The sequence below is a fragment of the endosymbiont GvMRE of Glomus versiforme genome (genome assembly GCF_003546845.1).
Map to the genome: position 1 here is coordinate 278,949 of NZ_NWVA01000009.1, position 25,513 is coordinate 304,461.

Annotated in this window: 17 protein-coding genes; 7 read left to right on the plus strand and 10 right to left on the minus strand. The window is 28.2% G+C overall.

The genetic code is table 4. The annotated features are described in order from the left end of the window. The first annotated feature begins 378 nt into the window (after window positions 1–378). Entirely contained in the window at window positions 379–4,152 is a 3,774-nt protein-coding gene (locus GvMRE_RS11980; protein ID WP_147411475.1) for a coiled-coil domain-containing protein, read from the plus strand. 148 nt (window positions 4,153–4,300) lie between these two features. Here the strand turns inward: GvMRE_RS11980 and GvMRE_RS11985 are convergent, their stop codons facing one another. From GvMRE_RS11985 to GvMRE_RS12025, 9 genes are all read right to left on the minus strand, one after another. Then, on the minus strand, window positions 4,301–5,176 hold the full coding sequence (locus GvMRE_RS11985) for a hypothetical protein (protein WP_147411476.1): 876 nt from the start codon (window positions 5,174–5,176) through the stop codon (window positions 4,301–4,303). 318 nt (window positions 5,177–5,494) lie between these two features. After that, window positions 5,495–5,827 (minus strand): type II toxin-antitoxin system PemK/MazF family toxin, encoded by a 333-nt coding sequence (locus tag GvMRE_RS11990; protein WP_147411477.1) that lies wholly within the window; start codon window positions 5,825–5,827, stop codon window positions 5,495–5,497. Between the two features lie 47 nt (window positions 5,828–5,874). Further along, window positions 5,875–6,138 (minus strand): hypothetical protein, encoded by a 264-nt coding sequence (locus tag GvMRE_RS11995; protein ID WP_147411478.1) that lies wholly within the window; start codon window positions 6,136–6,138, stop codon window positions 5,875–5,877. 85 nt (window positions 6,139–6,223) lie between these two features. Next, on the minus strand, window positions 6,224–7,303 hold the full coding sequence (locus GvMRE_RS12000; protein WP_147411479.1) for a DUF6940 family protein: 1,080 nt from the start codon (window positions 7,301–7,303) through the stop codon (window positions 6,224–6,226). A gap of 33 nt (window positions 7,304–7,336) precedes the next feature. Beyond that, on the minus strand, window positions 7,337–7,837 hold the full coding sequence (locus GvMRE_RS12005; protein ID WP_147411480.1) for a hypothetical protein: 501 nt from the start codon (window positions 7,835–7,837) through the stop codon (window positions 7,337–7,339). Between the two features lie 622 nt (window positions 7,838–8,459). After that, a complete protein-coding gene (locus GvMRE_RS12010; RefSeq protein WP_147411481.1) occupies window positions 8,460–8,939 on the minus strand; it encodes a hypothetical protein in 480 nt (159 codons plus the stop codon). A gap of 1,892 nt (window positions 8,940–10,831) precedes the next feature. Beyond that, the gene (locus tag GvMRE_RS12015; RefSeq protein WP_147411482.1) at window positions 10,832–12,547 is read right to left on the minus strand and encodes a hypothetical protein; all 1,716 of its coding nucleotides are present in this window, start codon (window positions 12,545–12,547) and stop codon (window positions 10,832–10,834) included. 359 nt (window positions 12,548–12,906) lie between these two features. Then, entirely contained in the window at window positions 12,907–15,912 is a 3,006-nt protein-coding gene (locus GvMRE_RS12020; protein WP_147411483.1) for a hypothetical protein, read from the minus strand. Window positions 15,913–16,494: 582 nt separating this feature from the next. After that, window positions 16,495–16,821 carry a hypothetical protein gene (locus GvMRE_RS12025; protein ID WP_147411484.1) on the minus strand — a complete coding sequence of 109 codons (327 nt, stop codon included), beginning with the start codon at window positions 16,819–16,821 and terminating at the stop codon, window positions 16,495–16,497. A 611-nt stretch (window positions 16,822–17,432) separates the two neighbouring features. Here GvMRE_RS12025 and GvMRE_RS12030 point away from each other — a divergent pair. The 5 genes from GvMRE_RS12030 (at window position 17,433) to GvMRE_RS12050 (ending at window position 22,251) form a co-directional block, all read left to right on the plus strand. Next, window positions 17,433–17,804, plus strand: a complete 372-nt coding sequence (locus GvMRE_RS12030; protein ID WP_147411485.1) for a transcription antitermination factor NusB — start codon at window positions 17,433–17,435, stop codon at window positions 17,802–17,804. A 123-nt stretch (window positions 17,805–17,927) separates the two neighbouring features. Then, window positions 17,928–18,992: a dTMP kinase gene (tmk, locus tag GvMRE_RS12035; protein ID WP_147411486.1), complete on the plus strand. Its 1,065-nt coding sequence runs from the start codon at window positions 17,928–17,930 to the stop codon at window positions 18,990–18,992. Window positions 18,993–19,539: 547 nt separating this feature from the next. Continuing rightward, a complete protein-coding gene (locus GvMRE_RS12040; RefSeq protein ID WP_147411487.1) occupies window positions 19,540–19,887 on the plus strand; it encodes a hypothetical protein in 348 nt (115 codons plus the stop codon). Window positions 19,888–20,218: 331 nt separating this feature from the next. Further along, a complete protein-coding gene (locus tag GvMRE_RS12045) occupies window positions 20,219–20,944 on the plus strand; it encodes a protein kinase (RefSeq protein ID WP_245939653.1) in 726 nt (241 codons plus the stop codon). Window positions 20,945–21,705: 761 nt separating this feature from the next. Then, window positions 21,706–22,251: a hypothetical protein gene (locus GvMRE_RS12050; RefSeq protein ID WP_147411489.1), complete on the plus strand. Its 546-nt coding sequence runs from the start codon at window positions 21,706–21,708 to the stop codon at window positions 22,249–22,251. Between the two features lie 1,148 nt (window positions 22,252–23,399). Here GvMRE_RS12050 and GvMRE_RS12055 read toward each other — a convergent pair. Continuing rightward, entirely contained in the window at window positions 23,400–23,588 is a 189-nt protein-coding gene (locus GvMRE_RS12055; protein WP_147411490.1) for a hypothetical protein, read from the minus strand. A 442-nt stretch (window positions 23,589–24,030) separates the two neighbouring features. On the opposite strand from GvMRE_RS12055, the gene GvMRE_RS12060 reads away from it, so the two are divergent. Then, window positions 24,031–25,494: an ABC transporter ATP-binding protein/permease gene (locus tag GvMRE_RS12060; RefSeq protein ID WP_147411491.1), complete on the plus strand. Its 1,464-nt coding sequence runs from the start codon at window positions 24,031–24,033 to the stop codon at window positions 25,492–25,494. Window positions 25,495–25,513: the final 19 nt, after the last annotated feature.

Genomic DNA, 25,513 nt, shown 5'->3' on the forward strand with positions numbered 1-25,513 from the left:
AAGAATAGCTAATTAAGTAAAAACAGCTAATCTATGATATTTAAAGCTTGAAAATAAAAAACCTTTTTGCAATATAGTTTCATTAAAAATTTTAGCTTGCTTTTCTTTAAAAATATTCTCAGAGTATTTTAAGAAACATTAATTATTCTCTTTTTTTCAATTTTCTTTATATCTAGTGCTTAAATAGCTAAGGTTTTTCTCAATAAGTGTTTTTGTTATCTTTTAAATAATATATTATATAATAGCTATTATGAAAAAGATATTAAAAATCTATCCTATAAGAAAGTATTTATCATAAATTAAAACAGCTGTTTGCACCAGAAAAAATTAGTTTTTTTTGCTAATCTTAAAAAAGGTACAACAAGAAAATAAATAACTATGACAAAACAATGATACAAAAATATTAAAACAAAAGAAGAAGCGATAAACACTTGTTATTATAATGATAGACAATTAACCGAGGAAGAAAAAAGTATTTTTAGCTTATTAGAGGAAAATGATATCAATAAAATTAGAAAGGCAGCAGAAATATTAGAAAAGATCATTGAAGTTGAAAAAACAATAAAAAAAGTCAAAAACAATAAAGAATGTTTGATCACCGAGAAAGAAAGAAAAAATCTCAATATTTTAAGAGAATTTGAAAGAAATAATTTAGACATTATTAAGGTAATTAACGAAAAAAATAACAACCATTTTACTAACGTTTGCCAAGATCTGGGAAAAATAAACAACAAAAATGCCTGAAAAAACCTCGCTTTTGAATTGGAACTAAAAATATTAAAAGATCAAGTTTCTGATATTGGTAAAATAAAAAACCAAGAAATTAACGAATGAGAAAAACTCCTAAAAAATTTAAAAGACAATAATGTTTTATACATTACTGAAAAAAATTTAGACAAACTTTATGAACTAGTTTCTAGAGATGCTTTTAATGTAGAAAAAAAACAATTAACTGAATTAAAGAAAAAAATAGAAATTTCTAAGAATGAAATAAATAGCTTTAAAAAAAAAATAAAGAAAAGCGCCAATGATGAAGCAGAATTAAGAAAAAAAAAAACTGAAGCTTATATTGAATATTATGAACTTTATCAGCAAATATTAAAGGAAGAAAAAGAAATTGAGAAAATTGAAAAAAGAGAAAGAGAATTTGATAAAACTACTGATGAAATAAAAAAAGAAGTCAAAGCACGAAAAAATACATTAGAAAAAGATAAAGATGATTTAGAGAAAAAAAGAAAAGAACTAGAGATAGTTAAAGGACTCAACGATGGAGAAAAACTTGAAAAAGAAATAAAAAATCAAGAAACACGATTAGAATGAAAAAAAAATCACTTAATCGGGCTAGAGAGAAAATTAGATGAACTTAAAAGCAAAAAAGACAATGTTATCAAAAATAACTTTGAAAATCTAAAAAAAGATAGAGAAGAAATGATTAATGAAGGCAAGGAATTACTTGTCGATTATCAGAACAATTTGGAAGAAGAAGTAAAAAAAATCATATTAACTTTTAATAAAAGTTTGAAAAAGAAAGATGATGAACTAGATAAAAATAAAAAAAATACTAAGTTGTTAGTAAACAACTTAGAGAAAGAAAAAAGAAAAATCAAGGAGCTTAACACCTTATTAGAGAGAGAAAAACATGATTCCAACAAGAGAGTTGAGGAATTAACTAACAAAAAAAACGAGTTCGACGAGAGATTGAGAGAACTGTTTTCATTGATTGATCCTAATGTCAAAAAATACAACAAAATCGACTTTAGAAATCTGTACGACAATTTAAAAGATGTTTTAGAAACTACTAAAAAGGCATTAGAGGAAAAAGAGATTTACCATCAAGAAGAAAAAACAAACAAATTTACAACAGAAAAAGAAGGATTAAAAAAATACACAAAATTATTAAGCAAAATCATTTATATTGCTGGGCAAAATGGTTTAGGTTTGAAAGACGGAAAAATCTTCACCGATTTTCCTGAAAAGTTAAGAGCACTATATTCATATAACAAAACACTCAATGAAAACTTGAGAAAAAAACAAGAAGAAACGCTTAGATTAGAAAAACAGATTAAAATATTAAAAGACACTGAAGATAAGCGATTAAAGGAAGAAAAGGAAATAGCCGAAAAGTCTCTATTAGTTTTGAAAGTTGTTGATGAATTAGAAGAAGAACTAAAAAGGTTAAAATTAGAACTACAAAGGGAAAAAAATAACTTAAAAAAATCAGAAAATGAAATCGAACAACTAAAAAAAGAATTGCTTGAAAAAGAACAAATAATCATCGATTTCCGAGAAGGATACAACAAGAACTTAACTAAAAAAAAGATTGAGACCAAAGAGTTAAAAGAAACAATAGAATTTTTAGAAAAAGAAATCAAAATACTGTACACCGATTTAGACCAAAAGCAAAGAGAAAAAGGAAACTTAAAAGGCAGAGTAGAAAATCTGCAAAGCAACATAACTATTAAAGAAACAGAGATTAATGGTTACATCAGTGAAGTGGGAGCAACAATCGAAACTGTCGAGAAATTAAAAACAAATATTAAAGAAAAAGATAAAGATATTAAAATACTAAAAGATGAAAATGTCAAATTAGAAGAATTAAAAGAAAAAGCAGCAGAATTTTTAAATAAAAGTGAAGAAAAAGATGACTTGATAGAGACAATTATTAATGAACTAGAAATCCTAGGAAACATAGATAATGTTAATAAAACTAAGGAAAAAGAAGCCAAGCTTTTTAAAGATCAAAGAGAGATTGAAAAAAGATTCCCCGAATTATTTGATAATCTTGGTAATTTAGATACTGATAAACTTAAAAACATTAGTGATAAAGTAAGACATTATGAATTATTGCTTACCGACAATCCCGATTTAGCAGAAAACAACAAAATAAACCAAAATAAAATTGACAATTTTAAAAATCCGCTGAAGAACATTGATTTAATACCTTTTGCTCGAGCCAAAAATGATCTAATCCAAGAACAAAATGACCATAACGCAACCAGAAGTAAATTGGCCGCTGCTAATAAAGCTAAGGATGTGGTTGATATCACTTTACAAAATTGAAAAAAAAAGTTTGGCACAGACGATGCCAACCAAGTAGATACTAAACTAAAAAAAGCTGAAGAAGATCGTGATCAATACCAAGATGATTTAGCTGCCGAAAAAGCTAGCCACGCTAACACCCGAAAGGATTTGGATGATGTTAATGATTCTATTTATACTGTTTTACACTACTTAAATATCGGGGATTTAACTATTGCCAACTTACAACCTTTTAAAGATGCCTACCTCGACTTACCTAGTGTTAGAAATAAAGCAAATAGATACGAAAATTATCTCCAAAATAACCTAGAAATTACTGATCTAAGTAATCTACCTAACACGGGAAAAAGTTTAATCCAGTTAATTAACCATGCCAAAAAAAAATGCCATGTTCCTGTTCACGCTGATTATGATGACAGGGACGATGAAAGTAATAAATATAGAAGAATATTTACTAAACTAGGTGGTAAAATAAGTGATAATGACTTTGATGATTTATTAAATACTCCTAACCAATCCCAAATTAATGACTTACAAAGTAAATTAAATCAAGAAAAACAAGCTCATCAACAAACCCAACAAAAGTTAGATAGTAAAGAGAAAGAAATTATTCAAAAAATAAACACTGAATTAGAACTTGGACTGACTAACAAATCTACTTTGGAAAAAACAATTATCAAAATTAAAAAACTATTGTTTCATCCCGACAATTCAGCTAGTTTAAAAAAAACACAAAAGAGATTAAGCAAAGCCCAGAAAATTATTGCTAATTTACAAGAAGTAAAATTAAAAACTATCAAAAGAATTAGTGTCCAGAGGGTCGGAAAATTAATTCCTCATGAATCGAAAAAAGATTTTTCAGAAAAATTAGAAGGTTTAAACGACTATTTAGAAATTAAAAACCTCGAACTAGAATTGATAGATAAGCATTTTGTAAGTAAGATTGATTGGCAAAAAAAGGAAAATAAATTAATTAGTCAACAAAAGTCAGAAAGAGTAATTTTTACCAGTTTATTGTTGGTAAGTTTATTAACTATTAGTAGATTGTTGACTAAGTTAAAAAAATTAAATGTAACTAGAATGATAAAAATAGGAAGCTTAATGACAAAATAAATTAGACACGATTAAATTTTTATATGTGAAAGAATAACTATGCAAATTTTTGCTAATTGCTAAATATTTTGTTATCTTTATTCACACGAAATTTTTTTTTTTGGTGTAATTAATTTATTTGCTTGGGTTATCAAAATTATTTCCTACTTTATCGTTTTATGAAAAATTTCTTTTTAGTATTTATTTTGTAAAATAAAATGATAGATAATAAACTGAATAGAAAAATACTTACGATGCCCCAGTTTATTGGTAAAGCATCGTTAGGATCATTAATTTCTTCTTGCAATTCCTTTTCTTTATTTGTTAGGGCTCAGCAGAGAGACTCTAAAGCAAATTTTTGGTCGCAAAAAAGAAAACTTATTCGCCGGCAAATTCTTTCTGGACCATCATTTCAAAAATAATTTATATTAAGTTGGTTGTCAACTTGCCAAGTTCCTTTGGTTTCCCCAGGCACTCCTGGCGAACCACCAACATTAGTAGTATTAATTTCTTGGTTAGAGTTTCCTCCTAGAATCTTGGCGACAGTTGGAACAACTACTTCTTTACGATAATTCTCATCCAGGGCTGACTTAGTAAATAAATAACAAAAATTCATTAAGCTTTTGCCATAACCTTTTTTCACTTTCCCCCCAAAGCTTTTTTCCACTACATTCAGCTTGTTGAGATAGGGCTCAAGTTCTTGTCTGCTTTTTTTGATAAAATCAAGAGTAAGATTGGTTTCTTTAAAATTGATCCTTACGCTATTTTCATAATTGAAATCTCTTCATTTTTTCTCAAAGTTTAATATTTCCTCATCAGTCAGATTCCCAATTTCTCATTCAACTTTGATTAAATCCTCAGGTATATAGACACCTTGTGGATTCGCTTTTTCTTGGTCAACACAAATCGGACAAAAAAAATTATCCCCTTTTACTTCTTTTTTATCATACTCTTGAATGTTTTTGCCCCCTTTTTTCCCGATAAAAAAATTATAGAATTTACCTGAAGCTATTTCTTTTAAGCATTTAGAACAATTTTTAAACATTATATAATTTAACTAGGAATTTTATATTCTGTTTCAAAAGGTATTTTATTTTCTATAAAAATTTTATTATTGTTTGTCATAATTCATTATTTTTTAGGTGGGATTTGGATTTGTGACTCGACTTCTTTTAGTTGATTAGTTAATTCTTCTCTTTCTTTAAGTATAGATTCTGACTCTAATTCCCATTCTGTTGCATTTACCATGTTTATAATTTTAAAATTCATATCAACATCCATATGAGAAGTGAACTACTTCTACTTTTGCAAGTAGAAGCTTATGATAGTTTAACTAATTGAATGTTAAAAAAAGAATTTAGATTTACCACTCCTCAACATCAAAAACAATCTTTCAGGCTTTTTTAACTTGTTCCATTACCTCCCTACTAGCTATCCCTAGACACTTTTCTAACCTTAATTCCCTAAAAACAGTAAAGGGATGATTAAGAATTATTTTGCTGGGTTCATCTAAACCATTTTGCAGAGTGTTTTTAATAAAAACTTCGAACGGTTGAATATTTTCTAAATCATCAGTCGTCATCATAGCGACAGTTATAAAATCATCAAACTCATTTTGAATATCGCCACTAATCACTAAGCCTGGACGGTAATCTTTGGAAAATTCCTTAATTTTATCACATTTTATTAACCAAATTTCCCCCCCGCCTGGGAAGCTTGTTCTTAGTTTTTTTGTCTAATAGCTTACTCATCTTTTAAATCCTCAAATTGGGTTTCCTCCATTGCCTTTAATTCCTTTTGTAGTTTTTTATTTTTGACTTGGGCTTGATATCCTTTAATAAGTTGTTGTCTTAATTCTTCCTTTTCTTTCTTTTCTTCCTGGGCTAACTCAAACAATTCTTTTTCCACTGCTTGATTAACAAAGGAACTTATTTTTCCTAGTCCAATTTTCTGTTTTAATTCTTGGTAGGTATTTTCTTTAATGGCAATGCTTAATGTTCTTGTCATAATAATTATTAATTGTTATATATTATATTTTGTATTTTTTTAACTACTAAACGAGGAAAAAAATTGAAAGAAGATGGTAGCGATTTTATTCTCACTTTTCATATTCTTTATAATTCGAATAATATCTATTACTTTCATCAATTCTAACATGGAAATAATAAACTCCTAATCCATGCGTATTTAACCAGCGAGGAGCATTGTCTTTTGATAATTCTTCGGATAATTTCTCTGCTACTAACTTTCAAAGTGCTTGTTGTTGTTCCTCGGGAGCACTTTTAGTAAACTGGCTAATATTTTTGTAGTCATATTTTTTACCACTCGCAGGTCTTAAGGTAGGAATAACAAGAATTGCGTCGCTTGGGTTTCTGTTGTTGGGAAAACTAGTAGCAGACAGTTTTTTGACATTTGGTTGGGTAAGATAGGGAACAAAACTATAATAATCTTGGCTAATGTCTTCTAGTGATTTCGACTTAATTACCACAAATTCAAAAGGTTTATCGAGGGCTTTCTGAGATACCGGCGGGCATTTTCAAAAGTAGGCAGGAAATTTAGAATTGGCGTCTTTTAAGGCTCCTTGGAATGCTTTCTGGAAAAAATCCTTGTCTAGTCCACCATAATTTGGGTCTTTTAAAAGACCAAGAAAATTCCCAAAACTAACCTCGTCATATCCTCGACAATTTTGGTTATTATTATCAACTGTAAAACGATATTTATAAGTATTGTCATTTATTTTAGTGCAAATGTATTTGGTCAGGCTGGAAGTTGGCGGAGGATTATCTTTTGATTTTGGATTTTTCTTGGGCTTGTCTTTATCAGGTTTATTCTCCTCTAACTTCTCCTTAATCTCTTTAATTTCCTCCTCCAATTTTTTAATGTTTGGCTTATCTAGACTAGAAAGATTTTTTACCTTATTTTCTATCTCAGTTAACTTATCCTCTAACTGACTTTTTTGACTAGTATTTGATTTGCTAAGTTCATTTTTAACTGAGTTTAGTTGAGTTTTTAATTGTTGGATATCAACAGATTTCTGTTCTTTTTCTCTTTTTTGTGACTGCTTTTTATTATCTTTTGAGAAAACATAATAAACTATTCCTATTATTGAAACAATTATTAGTAAAGAACCCGCTATCCAGTACTTTTTTTTACGGGAATTGTCATAATTCATTATTTTTATTTTTTCTAATGCTTGTTGAAAATATTATTCATTATCATTGTTTTGGGAGGTTACTAGACTAACTCATTCTCCGTTTCTGTCTGAACGACCTTCCCTTCCTCTATTCATTAAAATATTAGCAAAACTGACTCTTTTCGAGAAAGCTTTTTTAATTCGTTCGTTTTGTTCATCAGAAAAACCTTTGGCGAACATTATTTTACCATCTTTTTTGTGGTAATAATTACCATTCTCTTTTATTTCTCAAAGATAGTTTTTTTCATCATCTTTCTCATTGATAATCATCATAGCCATGATTGTTTTAACTCTTTCATATTTATGAACCAAACCTTTACCAATGTAATAATAATCAGTGTCCATCATATCTGAATCAATGTGGCAAAAATTACCATGAACATCAACTAAATATTTATCTACATTGTTACGAATGAATTCATTATTCGCTATTTTTCTAGCTTCTAATTCTTCGGCTTCTATTTCTCTAACTTCTTCTGTTAGCGGTATTAAGTGTACATTTATTTTTGTCATTTTTCTTATTGATAATATATATATTATGCATCTTTTTAGAAAGAAAGTAGTGAAATTTATTTACAAAGATTGTAAGAAAAACAATTGCAATTGCGCATAGGTTAAAGATAAAATTTAAAAAAATCCTAATTTAGACTTAGTTAGTTAAATTCTTTATCTTTATGAGATCTATCAAGATCTTTACACAAACTTAATCGTTTTTATGTTTATTTAATCTTTAACAGAAACAGTATAAATGAATAAAAACTGAATATCATTACTATTTTTTTCTTTTTCAAGTTGTTATTTTTTTCATGTTATTGTTTTTATAGAACAGTAAAAAGAAAATGTTTTTATTCGTTAACCTCTCTTGGTTAGAACTATGTTTTTAACCAAAATCTAGTAAAGCATAAAGTGATTGTTTTAGTAGTGATAAACAAGATGTCAAAATGAGAAAAGTAATAATTATCATCTATTTTTCTAAACAATAATCTTTTTTTGAAGAGTATTATATTCCAAATTAAAAATAATAAACCTAATTTAGACTAGATAAAAAATGATAAGTGAGATTGATAAATCTAAAAAGGGATAGTTTAATGGATTCTTTGTTTAAAATTGAACAATTATAGGAATGGGTTGAATTTTAAAAACTCATAAAGAAGAAAAAAAACAATCTTCATTTATTGTTTCAAAAAAGCTGCAAGAAGTAATTAAGACGTCAATGGAGGATTTGGATTATAAATAGAAAAATGAAAAAGTTAATCAAGCAAAAACATTGTTGAGAAGAAAAAACATGATAAAAATGTGACTTACTGACCGGTTCATCTAATTCTAAAAACATAAATTCAGCAAATTTCTCTCCATATACCAAGGCACTCACCCAATTAGGATTATATAAATTAATTTTTTCCGTAACTTTTTGATAAACGATTGGTAAAATAATATCGCTGAGAAACTTTTCACCATTATTAAGTTCTGAATCAAGACATCGAGCCATTCTATCGCTAAAAAAATGATCCTCTGGTGCCTCGTAAGACTTTTTACATTGGCAGAATCCTTTTGCCATTTGTACCTTCACTCTATCAACTTCTTTTTGTATTTCTTCATTGCTGATATTCTTCATATCTGGAAATTTCTCTAGAATGTATTCTCGTGCATAATTACCAGTTACTAGATTGTTCAACGAGTTAAATTGTAGTATGCTATTACTTGGTATATTATAAATCTTATACCGCTTAACATCAACTGAATGAGAGCGAAGTTCTTCTGTTATCATTATAGGAAAGCAAATTTCTACCAACATCTTGTTGATTCCTTCCTCCTCAATCTTCGAAAAATTAGTTGTGATCTTATCAATAAAAAATTAAAAAATAAAAAACATTAAATAAGTAATTCAAGATCGAGAAAAGTTATAAAAAAAATAACACGAACTGTAAAATCGCTATCATTCTTCAGACTAGAAACGACAACTGAAGGCATGATAATACAAAGAGAAGAAGAGTTCGCACGACAAATAAAAGTTGACAAACAGTAATTAGTAAAATAATAGCAAAAATAACTTGTAAAAAAGGGTAGCAGAAGAATTGATGGCTGTAGGAGTAATTAAAAAAGCCAGTATTTATAAATAAAATAAAGCAAAGATAGGGATCTTCGATATCGCTGAGAAAATTAATAAACTTATTAATAAAAAAATAATCAGATTTGATAATCAAGTATCATAATAGTTTCGAAGCAAAAAAAAAATATCAAAACACACTCGTGAAATTAAACAATTAAAAAATTAATTTTGATTCTTGGATCCTTATTGTCATGAGATAGTGCATTTTGTAGATCTTACTAGTAAATTTTCTTCTTTTATTGATCGAGAAATTAAATACGATAAATTTTTATTAGAAAATTACAAATCGGAAATAAATTGTTGACAGAATAACAATAAGTTTTATTATTCGTATAAAATTTCGCTTTGAAACGTGCTTAATTAAGAATAATTGAAAACAAATTAATTATATCTATAAATCATTTAGCCTAAATGTCCACAAACTTAACCCTAACCCTTTAACTTTTTCTTTTTGTTATGCTTAAAAATGAATATGGATCATCTCATTCTCAGAAATGTATAATCTAATATAACAATTGGCTTGTGTACAGATTGTTAACCAACTTCTGAAAGATAAAATTATTTCCTTTTTCAAAAAAAAACATATGTTTCTATAAGTTATCGCAAAAAAACATGCTATATTTATCAAAGCAAAGCGTTAGTGCTAATCAGTTGAACTATATTGTTCATCGTAGAATAATGCAATCAAATAGAGTGTTTTATGCTATTATCTAAAACGTTTTTAACAAAAGAAATCAAAAACTACAGTAATTCAGATCGTGCTTTTTTTTGAAATTAATTGAAATTAAAATGGATAAACAAGAAGTTTAGAACAAAATTTTAGCAAGAATAATCCCACTTCTATAAGTGGTGAGTAGTTCACAATGTAGAATCTACTTATCTAAGCATATTTCAATGTTTATGTCATTCTATAACTTTTAAAGATTTGCTTCGGTTTTTTATAACTGAAGTTATAACGATAGCTTACTTACCTAAATGCTTATTTACTTTTGAGAAAAACCTACAACAAAATAAAAGATTTAATAAATCAAAGAAAAATCAGTAGATTTATTAATGAAGCTACAAGGCTTCCTTTCGATCACTACAATAAGTCCACAAGGACTTCTCCTCACTTAATTTTAAAATAGTAACATTTACTTGTTTTTTCTCCTGCTATTCAGTAATTTATTTTCTCAGTTTTTTTGACATCTATCACATTTCATTAGTAATTTTTAAACTTTGAGCGTGCTCGGTTAGGTGAGTAATTAGTCTATTTCAATTTCGATAGGCGTTCTTAATAATAAAGTTAATTTCTTGATTTCTTTCTTATGTCCTTTTGTTCTTTTTCGAACTTTCTTTGTTCTCTTCTCTCAGCAGCTTCGGCATTATAACGAGATGGCTTCTTTCCTGTCATGTGATTATTTAGTTAATTGTTCTAGTTCTTTTTTGATGGTTTTAGTCATTTCCTTTTTGCTTTCAATGATTTTTTCAGTATCACCAAAAAGTTCTTGTTCTTTTTTGTAAAAACCATCAACTTCACTCTTAGTTAATTTATTTTTCATTTCTGAGAACCCAAATTCCCAAATCATTCAATCCTTTTGTTGCTTTTCAGTTAAACATTCAAAGGGAGAGAAAGCATCTTTAAATCTTGGGTCTAGTTGAGGTTTGGCATATCAAAGTCTTTGCCTAGCAGTTATTTTTCCTAAATTCCACAAACGATTTATACTATCTTTTTTCTTAAACAAATCACAATCACTGTCCCATTTAACCCTATCACTAATTCCTTTACCTATTCAAGGACAATTGAAGTAAACTAACAAAGTAGAACCTCCTATCTCTCGGTTATCAATACATTTAGGTAATTCCGTAATAGCACTAATTCTTTTGGTTCATTCGTTGTGGTATCTCCACACATTTTCAAAGATAAAGCCAGGATAGCATCTTAATACTACTGGAACATCGTGTTGGATAAATACTTCTCAAAGTTTTTCTACTCACTTGGTTCCAGTTAATTTGGCATCTCTCGGCACCTTTCTTCCGTAGAACATAGTGGGTAAAAAAGAAATCACTAAGGCTGGTAATTCACCCATACTTTTTATTCAAGTGTCTTTGGTTTCAAAAGCAAAGTCGTAATCCAATATTCTTGGGTCGGTATATTTCACTGCTTCTTCCCCAGTGTAATATTTCATAACTTCTTCCATTATCATAAATTGTTCGGCATCTTTACCAAACACTCCTTTTTTAATAGCCATTTTAACAGCTTCCTCTCTCTTTTCATAGGGAATTCTTCTAATAAAATCAAAGAACTCAAAACCAAGTTTTTGCCGTTGTTCCTCATCCACTTCCTCTCACCAACTTTCATCAAGACTGACATATCTCCAATAACTAGTAGAATAACCATTTTTTCTTCAATCTTTTAACATGGTTCCATCTTGCCCAGGTAATTGAACTATCTGACCTTTAAGGGCATTTTGTTCTTTTAAAGTGAAAGCATTTTTAACTTCTTTTTCCTTTCCTTTGAGGATAGATAAATGAGGTGAAATAGTTTTGTAAATAAACTTACTGATGGCTGGACTGAAATCATCAGCATAGTAAAGTCAAGGTTTCTTCATGTCCTTGTCCTTGTTTACTTGGTGGATAGCATAATCAAAAAAGAATAACCAATCTTTTTCTTTGTCAAACTCATCCCAATAAGTGTTAAAGATTTGAGGTTTGCCGTATTCCACTTGGTAGGTATCATCTTTACTATTAAAAACTACCGAACCATAATCTGGGTAAATATATTCTTGAACTCCATCCTCAACTTTAATAGGTCAATTATAAATGGTATCAAATTGTTGTTCGACATTCCTTAAAGTAGCCGTAATAATAGTTGGAGCTAATTCTTCAACTTCCAACAAAGCATTCTCGTGCTTGAAAGTAGTTTTAAAACTGAAACCACTCACTTTTTCCAATTCATATTCAAAAGCTAAACTGTCATCTTTTTGTTTGAATTGGTCTAGGTCTTTCACTCCATTGGGCAAAAGAACTTGACTTAACTCCTCCACCATTTCCTCTTTGGTTGCCTTGGTGCTTTCGTAAAGAACGAAGCATCTTTTTTCTTTGATATTATACCGATATCTAGCAAATGCCATAGTGTTTATTTTTTGCTTTAATAATTAATCCCCCCCACACTTTTTACAACAAACATATTAGTTAATCAAAGAGTTATATCATTACAATAATCCGTTGAACAACCTACATATAGAGGTATATTCTCACTTATATAATATTCACACAATCAGGATTATCTCAACCACGAGGACTATACCATTTACTTTCTCCAACTGTCACCACTATTTAAACCATTATAGGAGAATTTTTCGTCTCTAACTTTACCACTTTATTAATAATAAAAATGTCCCTCAGACTTAAAACCTGAGTTACAATGATGTTATTTTTTATTACCAATTAGTGCCTGCTCAATTAAGAGCAAGCAATAATACTATCATCTCTACTCACTAGCTATTTCTTTGGTTTCATCATCTTCGTTAGTTGGTTCTCATCAATTACTAATTTTGTCTCAGAATACTACTGATAAAGCGAGAACTACTAGTGCTGGAATTATAAGAGTTAAATAATTTTGATCGACCACTCATCTTTTTCATAAGCTGTTGTTATCATCACCATTATGTTCTTCTTCTTCAACTTCTCTAGTGGAATGACTTTGTTTTTTTTCTTTTTCAATCAAAAACTTTTTAATACCTTCTAGACTATATTCTTCACCATTACCATATTCTTCTTTGTCTAATTCTTTATCATCATCTCGATAATCATCCATTTCTGTTTTTACTGCTTCTATATCGAAATCTGGATGATTAACTTTATAGGAAAAAATACTGTCTATTACTTCCTCAGGTCTTTGAATCATAATTTTTTCTCAATCATCTAAATTTGCGTTTTCGCTTCTCATATAATCAACAAATGAGTTTTTATCTCCATAAACCTGATTAACTAATTCTTTTAGTTTATCTTCACCTAATTCACCTAATTCATTAGTTCATTCATCAAGCAAATCTTGATCTATTAATGAATTATTACTAATTTTTAATACTTGTTTTAGTTTATCTTCATTAGATTCATCATTATCACTATCACCATCATTACTTTTGTGATCATTATCTTCTTCTTTTTCAGGTTCTCAAGTGCCTTCTTGGGCTTTTTTTAATGATTTTAGAAATCTATCTTCTATCTCATTTAGTTTACGGTAATTATTACCAAGGTCTTCAAAAGCATCAATGTATTTTTTTAGTAATTCGTCTTTATCTCTTGACGAGATAATTTTTTCTATTACTTCATTTAGATTGCCCCCTAATGTACGGAATTGTAAGGCTAAAGAATTTGATTCTGATTTTAATAATTCTTTTTCTGATCTTTCGATTGCTTCATAAATGTTTTCATATTTTTCTTTAAAACTATTGTTCTTATTTCTACACTTAATACTTAGTTCATGAACAGTCTCTTTTATTCTTTGTAAGTCTCATAAACTATGATTTTTAGCTTCAAATTCATCTCCTTCAACCATCTTATCAATAATTTCTTCTAATTCTTCAACATCTTTATCTCTACAAATTATAAGAGAATTCTGTAAAACTTTTAATTCATTTTTTGATACAATTATTTCCTCTTCTTTTTTGATAATATTATTTTCTGAAACCTTTTTATTTTCTAACTTGCTCTTTACTAAAGAAATCTCAGATTCTTTTAACACTCTCTTGGAGTCCATTGAAGCCATTTGTTCGAGTGTTTTTAATTCAATAATTTTCTTTTCAAGTAAATTTACGCTGATATATTTGGTTGGTTCTCCATCTTTAGCTTCATAATCAAGCTGCATATCTTCTACATTGATTTTAACTATTTGATTAGTCATTGATTCTGGTCATTCAGTCGTTTCGTAAAAATTATCTTTTTTAGAAATTGTCATATTATATTCTTTATTATAAGCCGCGAATCTTTCAGAATGTCCCATTTTCACTTCTGCACTCAAAGAGATTAGGAAATTGTCATCAAGTTCTGACAGTTTTGGATATTCTTTTCTAATTTTCCTTACAAATCTCAATAGAGCGACATTATTCATTGAAGTAACTTCCAGACAAGGACAAAGATAATTGTTTTTAAAATCTTTAGGAGTCATATTGTCTCCATAAACCTCTGCAAAACAAAACATCTGATACAGATTTACATCTTTAAATCTAGTACTAATCAGTTCTCCTTCTAGAACTTTTTTATTTCTGTTTTTAATAATTCATTTTTCTAAAGAAAATCTTTTTGCACCATCATTAAATTTTTCAGTTAAAGCTCGAAAAATGAAGAGTCTTTTTTTGTTTAACACTGCTTTGAAAGCCTCAGATCTGTTATCAGGACTTAGAATATTTTTGTCATTTAATATCAGTTGAACTAGTTCTAGCATTTCATCTGGGGTAGCCGCAATAAGATCTTCATCAGTGATATTCATAATCTTACCTTCTAGTCTCTTTCTTGTTTCTTCATCTTTGTAAAACCCAAAAGAGTTACCGGGGAAAACTTGAAATACATCTTTAATGCCTTTTGTTTCTCTTATTTCTTGTGTTTTTTTTCCATAAGGATTTTCGCTTAGCATAAGGGAATAAGAAGAAGCCTTTACAAGTTCAAAAAGCTCTATTGCTCTAGGTCTCTCAACATTTTGTTCTAATGTACTTTCTGTAAGGGCTTGTACAAATTCGTCCCTATCAAATTCTTGTAATGCAACAATAATTTGCCCTAAAATAGGCACCATTCCACCATTTTCTTTAGTTATAAATCTCTTTTCTTTCTGTTTATCTGTTAGCAAATGCTTGATTGAATCATCTATATTATCGAAATTAGCTTCTCAATAATAATGAGTTTGATTGAAATATCTTTTATAATTAGCAGAGATTTCCATCGCATTATCATCAAGTTCAAAAGTTCCGTCTAAGATATCATCTCTAAATCTTACAGCTTCTTCGACAATTTCTTGTCTTCTTATTTCTTCTAACTTAATTTTTTGATATTCTTCAGAATTTAAAAAACCTTCGTTTTTTGTTTTCTTCGTTTCTTCTATCTCTAATTCTTTAAAATTAATTTCAAGTTCCTTTTCATTGATCAAACGTCTAATTTCAGCTTCAGTTTTTAATCCATCTTTAAGTCTTTGCAAATTATTGATAGCTTCTTCAATTTTCTTATAATTACCTAAGCTATTAATAGCTTCACAACAATCATAATCATTAATCATATGATTTTCTAATTCTTCTAAGAGTTTATCATTTCTAGAATTTGTTCACTTAGCTGTGAAAACTTTATCTAATATCTCAGCTGTCTTTCTAGTTTTACTGATATCCTTTGATATTTTACTATTATCAAATATAAAGCTCTCTGGGAGTTTACTTATATCTATATTGTTGTTACCATATAATTGTTCTTTAGCGTCTGCTGCGTTGTTTATTTCATTTATGTTTACCATTACAATTTTTTTTTATTGGTTAATTCTTTATTTAAATTTAATATCAAAATAAATATTTTCATCTGCTAGTAAAAACTTTAGGAGATTAACAAAATATTGGTAGTAGAAAACAATTAATAATGAAAAAATACAAACAATAAAATGATTAAAAAACCTAAAGTTCTAATATAACTTTATAATAAACTTAATAAAACTACTTTCTGTATATAAAGTTTTATGTTTTTATTAATAAATATTAGCATTGGTTATCAATCTTAAAAACTAAAAATAAAAAAAAAAATTTGAAAATAAAGCTCCTACTTAAGAAGAAATGTTGTCTCTAATTATGAAATTTAGTTTTTAATTCTTTTAGAATAGATTAATAAATTATAATAATTAATAAAACTAGAGCGTAAAAAGATATTCCAAAAGCTAAAAAAAACATCTCGAATAAATTGAATTATTCTAATTACTAGTTTAAGCCCAACCGTATGAAAATTACAAAAAGAACGAATTGAATAAAAGAGTGATTAAAAAAATTTAAAAACATCATCAATTATCCATAATATTTCACATACATTTACATCATAAAAGTGCTAATGATTAAGAAGGCATTTTACAGAAAACTGGTCTTAGACGGTTTCCTCCACCACTACCAACAAAGCACACTTCGTTATTTTGGCACTGCCCATCTACTCGTACACCGCTATCATAGGCACAGTTAAAAATAATGCTAGGATAGTTAGAGTCACAGCGAGCATTTTTAGGATCGTTCGGATTACCTTTATCAATAATACAAGTCATTGAATTAGGGTCCCAGGATTCAGAATTAGGATGAACAGAATCAGTTTGATTAGCAGTGACTTTGATTGAGAAGTGTAAAACTGAGAAGGCAACAAAAAGCAAATTTAACCAATTAACAAAATGCATTTTGATTCTTTTTTTTTTGAAGAAACAGTTTTTTAATTTTGTCTTCTTTTTCCTCTTTTATGAATGCTTATTTTATACTAAATTACACTAAATAATTAGTGTCAGTTTAATTTTTGCTTAGACCCTTATATTTAATGGGTTTGCTGAATAAGCTATCGTTAAAGATACCGACATTTAATTTGAGTATTGTAATATAATAATTTAATAGTTTCATAATATTGTTTATCAGAACAATAGGATAAAACAATAGACCACTTATAATTATTTAACAAGAATACTATATTATTTCGGAAACACTTCTGTAATATATTCCTAATACCCGCTTTTTTAATCTGCTAAACGTTTAAAACTTGTTCAGGAGAGACTAGGATATTGATTCAGTCTTGGCATTCTTCATGAATGAAGTCATGGTTTTGTTAAGCTTGACTAAACTATATTAATTATTAAGGTCAGTTATTTAGTGCTTGTTTTTCAGAATCTTGGGGACTTAAGTTCTTCAAGACCAAAATTGTCCAGATTAAACTTCATTCTTGTTGAACCTCATGGTTCGATTTGTAATCAATTTGTAAGAAAAAAAGATTAGTTTTGCTAAAAAATTAGATATTAGATAAATGTTTCGTCTCGACAAAAGAAAAATTTTTCTACTTTATCGCTATTATCTACTGGATAATGTTACGAAAATTGAAAATGAATACGATGAAGAAAGAATCATCTGACTTAATAAATTCAATACAAAAAAGAAGTATTTAGAAGAAAGAATTGGAGTAAATTTAAAAAGGACTTTTACCTTTTCTTGTTTGCCTCCTTTAGAAAAAGCAATACTGACTTATTCTGGCTATGAAATGTTATTTAACCAAAATTTTGGCTATGAGAGAATGATAATTGATCAAACAATTAATTTCAGCAAAGCTTACTTAGAAGAAGAAAAGTATAAATATATTAATAAAGTACTTGACTTATTGCTTAATAAAAAAAAATTATAGAATTATAGAAAAACTTTTATTAAAAATTAAATGGGATGAATTTAACCAGTTTGCTATAAAAATGCATTTTCATTTAACAATCGTGCTTCTTTTAAACAAAGTCCTAAAATTATAATTAACAAAATGTCCTTACTAATCACCATTGAAGGAATTGACGGGAGCGGGAAAACTACTCTTATTAATAATTTAAAAAAAAGTGGCGAATTAAATCTGCTAACTCACAATTGGCGAGATACCGAATTAGGCCAAAAAATATGACATTTACTCAACGAAGCCAAAGGCAAGGATAGTTTACCGAGTAATTGAAGTTATATTTTTCTAATTTTAACGGCTTTTGATGAGCTGATTAAAAAAATAATTAAACCTAACTTGCAAGAAAATAAAGTAGTGATTATTGATAGATACATTGATAGCACTTTGGTTTACCAAGGGCTAGAAGGAGGAACAGGAGCTAATGTTGTCCAAGAAGTTGCCAAAAAGACAATTAATTTGCCAATGCCCGATATTACTTTTATTTTGGATATTGACCCCAGAAAAGCCCAAACCAGATTAAAAAAAAGACAAGAGGAAACTGGCGAATATAGTAATTGGGATAAATTAGATTTAGAATTTCATCAGCGAATACGTAATTATTATTTAGAATTAAAAAAACAATTTCCCGAAAGGATTTATATTGTTAATGCCAACCAAAGCGAAACCGAAATATTAGCCGAAGTTAAAAGTTTAATCGAACCATTTTGTTTACCAGAAAACGAAAAAAAATTTCCCAGCCACTCTCGGGTAATAATTAAAAATGAAAAAGGCGAATTTTTGTTAGTAAAAGATAAAAAATGAGGTTGGAATTTTCCTGGTGGTAAAATAGAACCTAATGAAAGCCCCACAGCGGCCGCCAAAAGAGAAGTGTTTGAAGAGACTAATTTGGTAACGGAAGATCTAAAATTGATAGCCATCAAAAACATTTTTTACGCTAATTTACCGAAAGGAAATCAACACTGAAAAGGCTATTTTTACCAGGTCAGTAAATATTCAGGGGAGATAAAAATCAAAGAGGTCGGGAAAATATTAGAAATTAAATTTGCAAATTTAAATTCCTCTGAAAACGAGATAAGAGAATTTTTTGACTGAACAGAAAAAGTACAGCAACCTTGTCAATTTTATTGAGAAAAAATTAAAAGACATAAAAAATAATATACATTATTTAAACAAACCTATCGAGAACTCTTAAAAGAATTAAACAGTCAAGAAAAGAACAATCAAAGTCAAATCAAACTAATTATTGTCAAAAGTGTTCTGTTAAAATAGATAAACCTAATATTATTTGTATAATAAAAAAGCAACAGAAGAAGCAGAATTAGAAGCTAAAAAAAACAATTAGCAGAGTTAGATAAAAATAATCAAACTAAAGAATCTAATAAACCTTTTAACTACACTCCCTGAATAGTAGGAGCAAGTATTCTAGTAGGGTTATTAATAATAGTATTATTATTTAGAAATAAAAGTAAGAAAGATAGGTAATAAAGAGTATATGACTGATTGGAGAGACATACACCCTGATTTTACTGATAGATTACAGGAATTATGAGAATTAAACTTTACTGCTGAAGAAACTAAACAATGAATAAAGTAAGGCTTAACCCCTACTGATTATGATTTAGCTAACTATCTAAAAAGAAAAGGTATTAGTCCTAATCGAGCATTAAACTTAAATAAACTAAGAGAAGAACAGAAGAGTAATTTGGATTGGGAAGATATTCATAGGGATTTTAGTAAATATAACCAAAAAGACTGAAAAAACCTAAACTTTACTTACCAAGCAGCTAAAAAATGGACAGAGGTTAGTTTTAATCCTCGTGATTATGAAGAAGCTAAAACCTGAATAAACCAAGTCTTTAATCCTCAGCAAACTAAAGAATGAATAGAAGCAGGATTAAATATTCAAGAATATAAAAACTGAATAAAACTCAACTTCACTGAAGAAGAAATTAAATCCTGAATAAACTCTGGAGCCAAATTAGATGATGCTAAATTTATTAATTGATTAAAAAACATTAAAAAAGAGACTCTAGAATGAATCGCTATATAAAGAAGACTATGAAATACTAAGTGATAGATTTAAGAAATATGATTTATGTTCAAAATGCAATCAGCCAAATACTGGAGAACAATGATGTCAGACTTATAATGTTACTCATTTACAAACAAACTTCCCTAACTGGACCAGCCATAATCCCCAAATCAATAAATTCATCCAAAAACACCAACTTCAAGCTACAGAAGCCAATAAATTCTTAGAATAAATTCCTTATGAACAATTTAAGAATATCCAGTATTTAACCCAAGGCGGCTTTGGTAAAGTCTATAAATCCCAATGAACCAAAGGCAATATTCTCTACCGAGATACTAATAACCAATGAATAAGAGAAAAAGACCATTACTACGAAAATAGAGATAAATTTAAACTAAATAAAAAATACCATAATTACAAAACAGTAGTCCTAAAAAGCCTTACTAACTCCCAAACCAACGCTGACTTTCTTCAAGAAACTGCTAAGCACAAAATAATTGATGACTGATTCGATAACATAGTGCCTTGCTATGGCATCTCACAAGACTCAAAAACAGGCAATTACCTAATGGTCATGCAATACATACCTCAAGGCAACCTAAGAGACTATCTAAAAAATAGCCCAGAACTAAGTTTCAAAGAAAAACTCGAAAGATTAGTTAATATAGCTCAAGGACTAAAAGATATTCACCAAAAGAACTTAGTCCATAGAGACTTTCATTTAGGGAATATCTTAAATAATAATATCAATAGTTTTATTACTGACTTAGGTTTATGTAAGCCAGCTGATGAAGCCAGTAAACAAGAAAAAACTTACGGAGTAATGCCTGTAGCTCCTGAGGTTTTAAATAGTAGACCATATACCCAAGCAGCTGATATTTACTCTTTTGGTATCATAGCTTATGAAATGCTTTCAGGGTTGCCTCCTTATTATGAAAGAGCTCATGATGTATACTTAGGTTTAGAAATATGTCAAGGATTACATTCTAAGTTTCAAATTAAAATATCTCAGCTATTAGTAGATTTAATCAGTAAATGCTGAACTAACTATGAATTGTTGCGTTTTGAGAATTAAAAAAAGAACAAAATGTTACTTATTCTTTTATGATGCTGCTAACCAAGTGCTCTAATAATATGAAACAATATATATTAAACAAAAATGTATTAAATTAAAAACATTCCATTGATAATGGATATCATGAAGAAGTTATTTTTTAAAATAATCATAGTACTTTACATAGTCTAGATTTACTGTTAAGCGTTAGTTCGTCTTAATTAAGGCAACTAGTAAACTAGAACTAAATTATGAAACTAATTATTTTTCAAACCAAAACATGATAATAGCAACATTGTCGACTAAATTCTTCTACTAAAAAGCAAGTAGCTTTTTTATTGAAACACTTTAATATAATGCATGCAATAAACTAAATTTAAAAACATGAAAACGTTTAATACATACACACTCTTTTTTTGTTTGAGACTTGTCTTTGTGTAGGTTTTTGCTAAGAACTTTCGTAAAGCATAAATGTACCATCACTCTTATAAAATTTTCTTTTCGTCACTGGCTTTGTATTGCAAGGCACTCTAGCAATAACATTTTTTTTGAATTTCACGATAAAAAAAGATGGAGTACTATATCTTTCCTACTTCGGATAAAATACAATCAATGAAAAAAGCAGCATTAACATCAGGAAGAAATTATAAGGTTTGTCTATTAATAATTTTGAGTACTTTGAATTTGAAATAGAATTTTTTAATAATCAACTCTTAAAATTGTTAAAAAAGATTTCGGTTTACTGTTCACAAATCAAAAAGTGCAATGTAACAAAGCTATCCATGAACATTTGGTTACTTAAAAGCGAAAAAAATAGAACTTATTTTGTCAAGTTAGTAGATAAAAAGATTTATGAAGTGCCAGCAAATGACCATTTTCAGTCTATCTCTATCAAACGTTTAGTAAGTGGAGAAGCAGCAAAAAAACACATATTAGAACAAACTGGCGCTGACATAAAAAAACCTGTAAATGGAGACTTAAAGAAAGCAATATCTGACCTACAAACTATTATAACAAAAAAATTTTGTTGGACAAAAAACTGTGATTATTTGTCGGCAAATGAAATATTTTCAAATGACTGCTTTCCAATAGATAGAATAGCTCGATTGTGTAGAGAAGGAAACATAGAATTTTTAGATGATTTTGTTATTCCGCCGTTTTGTAAAGAAATTGAAGTGATGTTAGATGCAACGCTCGGATCTATAACGCTAAGTCTAGAAGATTACGCAAAATGCTTTGCTAACCTTATGTTTACACGACTTGAAAAAATTGAGGTTGTAAACCAATTGTTTAGCAAAAAGTTTGTTTGTACTTCAAATTTTCATTAACATTTAATAATAAATTTTTAATTTTGTAGCTTTTTTGTTAATTTTGTCATTCTCTTTTTCCTGTTGTCAATTATGTTAAGTTATTTGAATTCACAGCAAAATAGAAATCGAAGTAGGATGATAGCTAGATAATTCTTTTTGCAATTGTTTATCTTTGTCTGTTTATATACATTGCATTTTAATAAATAAGTAGTTTAAGCCTAAGATAGAATTTTAGCTAAACCAAGTTTTAAAGAAGATTTAATTATTTTTCATTTTTTTACCATCTCGGTTGTTATTAAAGTGAATTACTTTAAAAAATTGTGTGACACAATAAATTTATTTTTATTATAATTGCTTATTTTTATACAAAGTGATATGTAATCTCCTCATTATTTTTCACAGAATTGATCAAAATTTAGTAATTTTTTATTTATCTCACTGGAAAAATTAAATTTAACACATCTTTTCGCTTATTCTATTTTTACATTTAGCACTTATTTTTTATAAATAAAGTTTTATCACAAAATCATATACTTGTTATTATTACTTGCATTTTAAACAATATCAGTTTCACAAGAATTGTCAAATACAACAATACTTAGTTACTGATTGTTATTCTGTAATAAATACACATTTTTATTAACATTTTTTATTAATTTACTGCAAAATGAAAATTTACTCAGTGATTAACTTAATTTTTATTAATTTAATGATTGCGAGTGAGTAAAGATTATAAGTTATTAATATTTATAAAGATTTATAAACTTATTCTTTAATTTTTTTAGATTGGGTGATGGCTCAAACTTGTGAAGTTCCAATATACGATCCCAATCTTTGCGTGAGAGACGGTTTTGCTGAAACACCAAATGGATTTGATGACTGTTTTTTCAATCCTGATGCAATCTTAGCATGTCCCGATGTTGATTCTGCTAATAACAACTGTCTCACCACTAGAGTCTCTTGCAGATTAAATGGAAATGTATTTTTAGCTGTTTGTATTGGTGGCTCTGTATGCGCACTTGGTGCATATGGAGAATATAGAGTAGCGTGCTTAGTTAGCTGCGATAAAGAAAACAAATCTTGATAATAATACAAATAAGATTAATATAAAAATTATGAGACATACAAGAAAAAAATATTGACATTTAAGTAATTTTTACTGTATCTTACAGTCCTTTCATGGCTTCAATTATTCTACCTTTTTTTTCATTTTCTTCACTAAAATTGTGGTAAATATAAAAAAGTTTAAAAAAGAAGAAAATTAGTAAGATAAGAGAAACAAAAGGAGCAAAATAAAATAATTTAGAGAAATTAAAACCTTTTGGTTTGATTTGTTTCTTTACCTCTTTATTCATAAAATCTACGTTAGTGCCTTTAGAAAAAGATTTAAATAAAGAAAGTGAATAAAAACCTGACAGAAACGAAAAGCATTAAACAAAAATTTACCTATCCAAGAGCTTGTTTTTTTTTGCTTCAGGATAAAAAAACAAGCAAAAAACAAGTTTCTCGTTTATTTTGTCAATACAAACCCTATAAGTCTTTCTGTTTTTTTTGCTCCAAGCCCTTTATTTTCAGGAAAAAAGCCCATTTTCTACGTTGCTAAAACAATAAATATATGTCATTGTTAATTTAAAAACCAAGATTCTGAAAACTATTTTTAACGAATTATCAGCTAAAACCATTATCATTATCAGTCATGATGAGGAAACTTTGCGTTATGCTGATGAAATATATAAGTTTACCTCCCATAAATTAGAAAATATCCAAAAATAGTATGCCAAAAAAATCCCTAAAAAAATGAAACTCAATTTATTTACAATAACCAAAAAATACTGAAAAGAACAGATAATATTCTACTTTTTAACTTTTTTAAGTTGTTTATTGTCTTTTATTATCGACCAAAATGCGATTAGTGGAGAGTGGAAAATAATAAGCAAAGGAAAGTGAACTCCTAATTTTAAGATATTTAATTGAGTAGTTATTAAAGACTTTGGAAAATTATCATATTTCATGCTTTTTATGGCTGTATTAGTTATTATTTATTGTTTGATTGTTATCGCTCATGTTTATTATGCCCCTTATTTTGCTAATAAAATTAGTCGTAATTTGCGAGATAAGTTAATGAATAAACTATTCCGCCTGCGTAATGTGGCTTATGACAAAAAATCAGCCTTAAATGCATTTAATAAAGATACAGAACGCTTTGTAAATATGATTGTTTTTGTTCCCAATCAATTGTTTTACCTGGTTTTAAGCGTAATTTTTGGTTTAATTTTAATCAAATTTGAAAATAACAAACTTATTTGGGCTGGTTTGGGTTATTCTTTAATAATTATAGCCACTATAATTTTTATTGATAAATTTTTATACAAAAGAGATTTAAAATTTCAAAAAGCCTCGGAAAATCAAACTAAAAAAGAGAATATTGCGGTAAATAAACGAGATTTAATAATCAAAAAAGGTTTAACTAGTGATTTCTGTCAAGAATACAAAAAAACTGTCAATTATACTTGGGATAAAGCAGATAAAAAGGAATGAACTTATACTCTTTCGTGAGTAATCCCTTCTTTCTCTTTAATTCCTTATTCAGAATTTTTTTTCTTGCCTTTTGTGTATAAGGGGGGAGAAAACGCTTTTTTAGCCTTGCGAGTATTTAATAAAATATTTAGTGGAATAAAAAAAATGATTGAGAGAACACGAGACTATCCTTATTACTTTACCGCCAAAAAAAGATTAAATGACTTCTTACAATTGCCAGAACGAGACGATATTCAAAAAAATGTCGTTATCAATGAAACAATTACCCAAATACAACTTAAAGAAGTTTCTTTTGGTTATGAAAAAAATAAATTAGTAATAAATGAACTAAATTTAAAGTTTGAAAAAGGAAAAATAAACTACCTATCGGGAGAAAATGGCTTCGGCAAATCAACAATTATTAATTTACTAGTGGGTTTATATCAACCTAATAAAGGACACATAATCGTTAATGAAAAATACAATCTTAATGAAATTAACTTGTTAGTTTGACGGCAGGAAAAAATTGCTTACGCCGAGCATGAAAACTTAATCGAAAATGGTTTATCGACCGGTCAAAAGCAGTTAGCCGATTTGAACAGCCTTTTTGCTAGTAGCGAAAACAAAGAAATATTTATTTTTGATGAAGCTGATAATGCTTTGGACGAGAATAATAAAAAAGAGCTTCAGCAAAGAATTGACAAAATAGCAAAAAAGAAGTTAGTTATTTTAATAAGTCATTAATTAGTCATGAAAATTCTAC